Raw genomic sequence first — 8,417 nt, 5'->3', positions numbered from 1 at the left:
TCTCCTTCTACTCTGAGAACCCATTGACTTTCCTCCGTCTCCACCGAAGTGGGCACGCTCCAGGAGGCACACGGAGCAAGTAGGCGGTCTCCTCGAGGGCGGCGTACTCGACCGCGGACACCAGTACGGCGTTCCCGCGACGAGAAGGTGATCTCCACCGCGACGCGGTCGTTGTCCACCTTCTCGATCAATGGGAACAGTTGCTTGCGCGCCTCGCTCGCGGTGATGGACATCCCAAACTCCTTCGGGCAGTCGTACAAGATTACGGTACCATTCTGGTCAATCCGGAGCGGGCACTCTCGAGAACCTCGCAAACCACCGCTCCTGGCGCTCAGGGTTCGTCGGCGGGCGAAGGGTCGGCGGCGTCGAACCGCTCGACCCAGCCCTCGGTGGTGCGCCCCTCAGCACAGTCACGCGGGGTCGAAGTCCCCTGTCACCCGCGCGGGATTGTCGATGAGCATGTGTCGTCGGTCGGCTCCTCGAGGCGGTCGCGCGACTGCTCCCTTCTCGGCATCATGTCCAGCGAGGGCAGGATCTGCGCGCGCCACACGTCGCCGATGCGGAGGAGCTCCTCCACCGGGTCGAAGTGGTCGTCGACGCGTAGGTCCATGTAGGGGTACCTCTCCCGCGCGTAGACCTTGATCGCGGCGGACTGGCGCCCTCGCCGGTCGCCCCCCGCTCGCTCGCCTGCCTGGAGCGCCGCGATGAGGCGCTGGGGGAAGTCGACGTCGGCCGCACCGACGAAGCTGTCCGCCATCGCATCGAGAACCTGCTCATCGGTCAGCATGTTGCCCTGCACGGAGTAGCCCGGACCCGTGTGATGCCCGTAATGGTCAGCGCACTTCGTGCCGCTGTAGGCGGCTGAACCGCCCCGGGCGTCCACGATGCCGAGCTGACGCAGGTCACGGCCCGGGTCCGCCGCGATGAGCTCGGCGAGCGTCTGCTCGGCGGCGAGCCCAGCCTCGAGGAGGTCGAGCCCGTCCAGACCGAGGTAGGAGTTCGTCCACGACTGAGTGACCACGGCTCCCACACCGGAGGCGACGAACGGACACACCGAGCCGACAGCCGGGACGGCGGTGGCGATCGCGACACCGAGCATGCCCGTGTCCGGGCACCGCGCCGCGATGGAGAAGGTCATCCAGCCCGCCGGTCCGCCGAGTCCTCGCGACCCACGACACCGTGCAGGTGGCAGGCTGCCCGGACGTCTTCACCGACCGGCTGCAGCGCCGGGTCGACCGCAGGGCAGGGCTCGAAGACATCGGGGCAGCGGGTTCGGAAGTTGCACCCGCTCGGCGGGTCGAGCGGGCTGGGGACGTCCCCGGTGAGCACTATGCGCTCCCGGTGCCTTTCATGCACCGGATCCGGCACGGGTACGGCGGACAGCAGCGCCCGCGTGTAGGGATGTTGCGGATCGCCATACAGCCGCTCGGCCGGTCCTTCCTCGACGACGCGGCCGAGGTACATGACCGCCACACGCTGGCTGACGTGCTGGACGGCCGCCAGGTCGTGGGAGATGAACAGGTAGGTGAGACCCAGATCCTGCTGCAGCCGGGAAAGCAGGTTCATCACCTGGGCCTGGACAGAGACGTCCAGGGAGGCGATGGGCTCGTCGAGCACGATCAGGTCGGGCTCGACCGCCAGTGCTCGTGCGATCGAGGCCCGCTGCAGCTGTCCACCGGACAGCTCGTGCGGGTGTCGACGGAGGAACTGCGGCCCCAGCCCTACCATCTCCAACAACTCGGAGACGCGGCGGCTCCTGGCCTGCTTGCCCTCGTGCAGCCCGTGGACCTCCAACGGCTCCCGGACGCTGGAGGCGATGGTACGTCGCGGGTTCAGCGACGCGTACGGGTCCTGGAAGACCATCGTGATCCGCTGTCGCAGTGCCCGGAGCTCACCCCGTCCCCCCCCGGTGACGTCGACGTCGTCGAGAAGCACCCGGCCGCCACTTGGCTCGACCAGCCGCAGTAGGGCCAGACCGGTCGTGGACTTGCCGCACCCGGACTCTCCGACGAGTCCGACGGTCTCGCCGCGACGTACCGTGAGGTTCACCCCGTCCACCGCCTTGAGGTGCCGGGTCTCACGCCGGAGGCCGCGCCCGCCCTTCACCGGGAACCACACCCGGAGGTCGCGGACGGTGAGGATGTCATCGGTCATCGGACACCTCCTTCCGGGCGGTGTCGTAGAAGCTGCGTACACGGTGTCCCGGCCGTGCCTCCCAGACCGGGGGTGGCTCGTTCTCGCAGCGCCCGTCGGCGCGGACGGTGCAACGATCCCAGAAGCGGCAGCCGGGTGGCATCCGAAGCGGGTCTGGGGGCAGGCCCGCGATCGTGGAGAGCTCCTCGCCGCGGTCCCCGATGACCGGCAGCGCGCCGAGCAGCCCCCGGGTGTAGGGATGACGGGGGTTGGCGTACAGGTCGTCGACGGCGGCCTCCTCGACCACCTGCCCGGCGTACATCACCGCAACCCGGTCCGCGATCCCGGCGACGACGCCGAGGTCGTGAGTGATCCAGACGACGGCCATCCCGAGGTCTCTCTGCAGCCGCGCGAGGAGCTCGATGATCTGCGCCTGGGTTGTCACGTCCAGTGCGGTGGTCGCCTCGTCGGCGATCAGGACCTTGGGCTCGCAGGCGAGAGCGATCGCGATCATGACCCGCTGGCGCATGCCGCCGGAGAACTGGTGTGGATGATCTTCGAGGCGGTCTCTTGGCGCGGGGATGCCGACCAGTTCCAGCAGGTCGACGGCTCGGTCGCGAAGCTCGCTCCCGCGCAGTCCGAGGTGGTACTCCATTCCTTCGGTGAGCTGGCGGCCGACCGTGAGGTAGGGGTTCAACGACGTCATCGGGTTCTGGAACACCATGCCCAGCTCGCGTCCTCGGCTACGCCGACGCTCCTCCTCGGGCAGGGCCAGGAGGTTGCGGCCTCCCATGATCGCCTCTCCCTCGACCCGCGCCGGCGGTGTGGGCAACAGCCCCATCACCGCAAGCGCGGAGACGCTCTTGCCGCTGCCCGACTCCCCGACGATTGCGAGGGTCTCACCCGCTCCGACGTGCCAGTCGACGTCCTGGACGACTCTGGCCTTCCCGCGTCGCGTGCCGAAGCCGATGGTCAGGCTCCGCACCGCGAGCACGGCGTCGGCCTCGTCACCGCTCACGAGTTCCCCCTCGACTCGATGACGGACCGTTGCTTCGGGTCCAGGGCGTCACGTGCCGCGTCCCCGACGATGTTGAAGGCCAGCACTGTCAGGAAGATGGCGAGGCCGGGAAACACACCCATCCACCAGGCCTGCTCGATGAACCCTCGGCCATCGAACAGCATCTTGCCCCACGACGGCTGCGGGGGTTGTACGCCAAGACCGAGGAAGGACAGCGCCGCTTCGGAGAGGATCGCGAACGCGAGGCTCAACGAGGTCTGCACGATGATCGGCGCCAGCACGTTGGGCAGGATGTGCAGCCGGAGGATGCGTACGTCGGACGCGCCGACCGAGCGCGCGGCACGGACGAAGACCTCCTCGCGCACGCTCAGGACACTGGCGCGCGTGATGCGGGCGAAGATCGGGGTGTAGACGACGCCGATGGCGATCATCGCGTTCGTGATGCCCGGACCGAGCACCGCGAGGATCGCGATGGCCAGCAGGATGGCGGGGAACGCGAACAGCATGTCCATCAGCCGCATCACCACGGCGTCGACACGACCGCCGTAGAAGCCGGCGACGAGCCCGAGGGTCACCCCGGCCGCGAGCGATATGCCAACTGCGATCACGCCCACCTGCAGGGAGACCCTGGCTGCGATGAGCACCCGGCTGAGAATGTCACGGCCGAGCTCGTCGGTGCCGAACCAGTGCTCCCGGCTCGGAGGCTGCAGCCGGTTCGCGACGCTGAGCTCGTTGGCGCCGTACGGCGCCAGCGTGTTGCCGAAAAGCGCTGCCACGACCACCCCCGCCAGCACGAGGATACCGACGACTGCCAGCTTGTTGGCCAGCAGCGCCCGTAGCGTCTGGAACCTCTGCTCCTCGGAGGGCAGCTGGGTGGCCTCCGTCGCAGGCGGGGCGGCACCCGTCTCGTCAGGCGTCTCGGGTGCGTCCCGTGTCTGGTCTGTCATCGGTTCTCGATCCTGGGGTCCAGCGCCGCGTAGAGCAGGTCGACGAGGAGGTTCACCAGCAGGAATATCACCGCGAACATCAGCACCGCTCCCTGCATCACCGGGTAGTCGCGCGCCTGGACCGCGTCATACGTCAACCTGCCGAGGCCAGGCCACGCGAAGATCACCTCCACGACCACAACGCCGCCCAGCAGGGTCGCCAGCTGGACACCGAAAACGGTGACCACGGGCACCAGTGCGCCGCGGACGACGTGTCGCCGCAGGACGACCGTGCGCGGCAAACCCTTGGAGTGCGCGGTGCGGACATAGTCCTGGCTCATCGACTCCAGGACCGAGGATCGCACGAACCGGGTCAGGATGGAGCCGGAGACCACGCCGACGGTGAGCGCAGGCATGACGATATGCGTGAGCCAGCCCACGGGGTCCTCGGTGAAGGACACGTAGCCCGACGGCGGCAACCAGCCGAGGGTGCTCGTGAGGAGCAGGATGAGCAGGATGGCCATCCAGAAGTCCGGGATGGAGACACCGATCTGGCTGAAGACCGTGGAGATGTAGTCGGAGAGCTTCCCCGACCTGATCGCCGAGACCAGCCCCAGTGGGATGGCGATCAGCAACGCGATCAGCAACGACATCCCGGCCAGCGAGAGCGTGGCGGGCAGTCGTTCGAGCAGCGTGTCGGTGACCGGCCGACCACTGCGGAAGCTGACGCCGAGGTCACCGGTGAGCGCGTTGCCGAGGTAGGAGAAGTACTGCACCAGCAGGGGGCGGTCCAACCCGGCCCGTTCGCGCAGGGCCTCGTAGGTGTCCTGGTCGAACCTGGTTCCGAGCGCCACGCGCACCGGATCTCCCGGCACCAACTGCATCAGTCCGAAGACGATGATGCTGACGCCGAGGAGCACCACTGCGGCCTGGCCGACCCGGCTCAGGACGTAGCGGGTCACGGGGTCAGTCCCCCAGTGAAGCTTCGTGGAACCGAATCGCTCTGTCAGCCCTGGCGGTGTATCCCTTCAGGTCCGGTGACCAGCCCTGCACTACCTCGGGGTTGTAGAGGTATGTGTAGCTGGCTTCGTCCACGATGATCTTGACCGCCTGGTCGTAGAGGTCCTTGCGGGACTCTTGGTCGGTTTCGGTGCGGGCCTCGTCGAGCAGCATGTCCACCTCCTGATTCTGGAACTTCTGGTAGTTGTTGCTTCCCGAGGAATGGTGCTGGGAGTAGTAGAAGTCATCCGGGTCGATGTTCCCCAGCCAGCCGAGCATGAAGGCATCGAAGTTCCCTTGGGACTGCTGGTCTAGCCAAGTGGCGAAGTCCTCGGTGCGGATATTGAGCGTCACACCGACGGCGTCGAGCTGCGAGGCCATGACCTGCGCTGCCTGGATGGTCTCCGGGAACTCGTTGGTCACCATCATGTCCACCGTCAGGTTCGTCGCGCCGGCCTCTTGCAGCAGCTGCTTCGCCCGGCCGGGATCCTGCTCGAACGGCGCATAGTCGTAGTACCACTTGCTGGTCTCGGGGATCGCGGTCTGGTTCATCGTGGCCAGTCCGAACTTGGCGGCCTCGGTGATCGACTCGCGGTCAATGGCCCAGGCCAGCGCCTGCCGCACCCGCGGGTCGTCGAAGGGCTTACGTGCCTGGTTGGTCGCGAAGTACCAGTAGTCGTTGCTGGGGACCCTTCCGATCTCGATCGAGTCCTGACCCTCCAACGACGCCACCTGCTGCGGTGGCAGGTTGTCAGTCCACTGCACCTGGCCGCTCTGCAGGTTGGCGAGAGCGACACTGGGCTCGGAGACGAACGTGTAGCGCACCGACGCCAGTCCGGGGGCATCGCCCCAGTAGTCCTGGTACGCCGCCAGCTGGATTGAGTCACCGGAGGTGTAGCTCTCCATCTTGAACGGTCCGGTGCCGATCGGATTCCGGGTGACGGCGCCGCTGGTGACGTTCTGTTCGTGGACGATCGCCATGCCCTTGAAGGCGCCGATCTGGGCCAGCAGGCTCGGTGTGGGCCGCTTGAGCTTGATCTCCACGGTCAGGTCGTCGGTGGCCTCGACGCTCTCGATCGCCTCGAAACGGTAGGAGTTCGCCAGCTCCTCGTCGATGATCCGGTTGTAGGAGAAGACAACGTCCTCGGCGGTGAGCGGGTCGCCGTTGTGGAAGGTCACCCCGTCACGGAGCTTGAAGGTCCAGGTCAACTGGTCGTCGCTGGTCTCCCAACTCTCGGCCAGGGCCGGCACCATGTCGAGGTTCTCGTCCGGCTGGACGAGGGTGTCGTATACGTTCTCCAGGACCTGGAACGACGCGTAGGCGGTTGTCTTGTGCGGGTCGAGCTGGTCCGGCTCCGCCGCGATCGCTGCGACCAACTGGCCGCCTCCACTGCCGTCGGCATCCCCGCCGCCCCCTCCGCCCCCGTCGACATCGACGCCGTCCCCACCGCTGCACGCCGTGGCGACGAGCAGCAGCGTCGCTGCGAGTACGGTCAGTCGAGTCCTGAATCGCATGCAGAGCCCTTCCGGCGGGCGTCAACGTGGATGAGCCTGGCTTCAACCGTATGACGGCCCGGAGGCGAGGTCAATATTCGGGAACGCGATATCGACCCCTGAGACTGAGGTCTTCTCACCAGGGGTGGGGTCGTGGGGCTCGTGTGACGGGTGTGACCTGCGGTGTCGGCGTGTCGTGACGTAGCCGTGGGGTCCTCAGGACTCCTGACATAGGGGGTGCGGTTGGCTCCGGGATCAGGGGTCTGGCCAGCAAGTTCGGGTGTTCGGGTGCTTGGTTTCCGCCCTCATTCATGCGATAATTACTGCATGATATTCGACGCATAGTGGGGTCTGGGACGATGAGCGTGATGACCGCCCAGCCCCCGCTGCCCCTAGTAGGTGGCTGGTGTCGAACGGCCGTGAATGGGCGCTGGCCTGATCGTTTGGGCGGCGCAGCCTCAGACCTCCGGAAGTGGGGCTTCGTGTAGTGGTCAAGGGAATGGTCATGGTTGTACCCAGTGGTAGCGCCCGCAACCCGCCGAGGACGAACCGGGCGGCCGTCAGTGGCACGGCAACCGGCAGGGTTGCGGCCTGGATGGTCAGGTCGGACCGGGTGGTGCCGGCAGCTAACCGGCCCAGGCCGTGCGCCAGCAGCGCCGCTGCCTCTTCACAGGATACGGTCCCGCTGTCCAGGGCACGCAGCAGTCCGCCGGTGACCAGGAGGGTGTTTCGCCCGGTGGCGCCGACGTCCAAGCCAGATGCGGCCGGCAGGACGCGGACCTGGATGCCTGCCGGCCAGTTCCCGGATGCGGAAAGGTCAGTGACCACCGGCGCCAGTAGTCGGTCCTGCTCTGGGGTCGTCTTGTGGGCGCCTCGGAGTAGGCGGGCAGCGGTCGACTCGCACAGGCCGGTGGCCACGACCAGCACCGCCACCATGCCCAGGCCCAGCCCGAGCCCGGCCCAGGCCGGCACCAGCGGGCCGACCACGAGCAGGATCGCGACCGAGCCCAGCACCTGCGGCGCCGTGGCCGCCCCCTTCATCGCGGCATGTGTCATCGCCGCATTTGCCATGACCGGTCAACTCCTCGACGTCCGACGTGGCCCCAAGTTGAAGCCGCCGTGCTGCCCAGTGTGAACTCACCCACCGACACAGTGCGTTAGATGCAGTAGCGCCGACCCTTCAGCCTGGGCGTGTTGTGCGCACCACACGCTCTGTGTCTCGCCTATCACGTGCATGAGCCTCGGCGTCATCCACAGAAGTCGGTCTCGCTCTGGCGCAGGCGTGGCCAACCGTGAGCTGATCGAGGCACAGACCAATTGTCAGCGAGCACAGGAGGACCAGGTGAGCCCCGAACACGAGGAGGCGATTGAGAGCGTCGCGATCGTTGCGCGGCTGCTGGACCGCGCCAGCCTGCGCTACCACCAGACCCGCAGTGACCTGACCGGTGCCTTCCTGGCCTCGGGGGCGTTGCTGGCCAGTGAGCATGCCCTCTGGCTGCTCCCGGGCGGCAGTGACCCTTCGGCTGGGCCGACGCCCGTGGCCCAGGACCCGGTCGAGCTGGTTCGGGCAGCCGAGGCGGTGTTGGACCAGCTGCCCGGGCGTGCCTACACGTTGGTGCCGGGACTGGCCGGTCTGGTGGCTGACGTGTGTGGGTTGCTGCGCGATTGCCAGGCGACATGAGCAGCACCGAACTGTTGCTGCACGACGCTGACCGGCTCGTCCGGCGGGCCGCCATCGACCGGGACCACGCGAGCACCGTGCGGGCGTTGGTCACCTGGCCAGAGCTGGTCGAAGCCGTGCATGCCCTGGTCACCTCCCAGCGGGACCAAGCAGACCCGGCAGTGAG

The 8,417-nt window shown here is 67.4% G+C and carries 8 protein-coding genes and 1 pseudogene; 1 reads left to right on the top strand and 8 read right to left on the bottom strand.

What is annotated here, in order from left to right:
* From ACR2FV_RS17535 to ACR2FV_RS17500, 8 genes and pseudogenes are all read right to left on the bottom strand, one after another.
* Positions 1-233 (bottom strand): annotated as a pseudogene (locus tag ACR2FV_RS17535) (hypothetical protein); the annotation flags it as partial.
* A 200-nt stretch (positions 234-433) separates the two neighbouring features.
* On the bottom strand, positions 434-1,138 hold the full coding sequence (locus ACR2FV_RS17530; RefSeq protein WP_434016992.1) for a DUF1028 domain-containing protein: 705 nt from the start codon (positions 1,136-1,138) through the stop codon (positions 434-436).
* Positions 1,135-2,154, bottom strand: coding sequence for an ABC transporter ATP-binding protein (locus ACR2FV_RS17525; protein WP_434016991.1), 1,020 nt, complete (start codon positions 2,152-2,154; stop codon positions 1,135-1,137). The genes ACR2FV_RS17530 and ACR2FV_RS17525 overlap by 4 nt, the downstream gene beginning before the upstream one ends.
* A complete protein-coding gene (locus tag ACR2FV_RS17520; RefSeq protein ID WP_434016990.1) occupies positions 2,144-3,151 on the bottom strand; it encodes an ABC transporter ATP-binding protein in 1,008 nt (335 codons plus the stop codon). Before ACR2FV_RS17520 ends, ACR2FV_RS17525 begins: the two co-directional genes overlap by 11 nt.
* On the bottom strand, positions 3,148-4,098 hold the full coding sequence (locus ACR2FV_RS17515; protein WP_434016989.1) for an ABC transporter permease: 951 nt from the start codon (positions 4,096-4,098) through the stop codon (positions 3,148-3,150). The genes ACR2FV_RS17520 and ACR2FV_RS17515 overlap by 4 nt, the downstream gene beginning before the upstream one ends.
* Complete coding sequence (locus tag ACR2FV_RS17510; RefSeq protein WP_434016988.1) at positions 4,095-5,039, bottom strand: ABC transporter permease; 945 nt, start codon at positions 5,037-5,039, stop codon at positions 4,095-4,097. Before ACR2FV_RS17510 ends, ACR2FV_RS17515 begins: the two co-directional genes overlap by 4 nt.
* Before the next feature lie 4 nt (positions 5,040-5,043).
* Positions 5,044-6,591 carry an ABC transporter substrate-binding protein gene (locus ACR2FV_RS17505; protein WP_434016987.1) on the bottom strand — a complete coding sequence of 516 codons (1,548 nt, stop codon included), beginning with the start codon at positions 6,589-6,591 and terminating at the stop codon, positions 5,044-5,046.
* 288 nt (positions 6,592-6,879) lie between these two features.
* Positions 6,880-7,626, bottom strand: coding sequence for a hypothetical protein (locus ACR2FV_RS17500; protein ID WP_434016986.1), 747 nt, complete (start codon positions 7,624-7,626; stop codon positions 6,880-6,882).
* 286 nt (positions 7,627-7,912) lie between these two features.
* On the opposite strand from ACR2FV_RS17500, the gene ACR2FV_RS17495 reads away from it, so the two are divergent.
* Positions 7,913-8,251: a hypothetical protein gene (locus ACR2FV_RS17495; protein ID WP_434016985.1), complete on the top strand. Its 339-nt coding sequence runs from the start codon at positions 7,913-7,915 to the stop codon at positions 8,249-8,251.
* Positions 8,252-8,417: the final 166 nt, after the last annotated feature.

Source organism: Ornithinimicrobium sp. (assembly GCF_051004135.1).
Taxonomy (GTDB): domain Bacteria; phylum Actinomycetota; class Actinomycetes; order Actinomycetales; family Dermatophilaceae; genus Ornithinicoccus.
The sequence above is the reverse complement of the archived record's forward strand: the minus strand, read 5'-3'. Positions and strand labels throughout refer to the sequence as shown.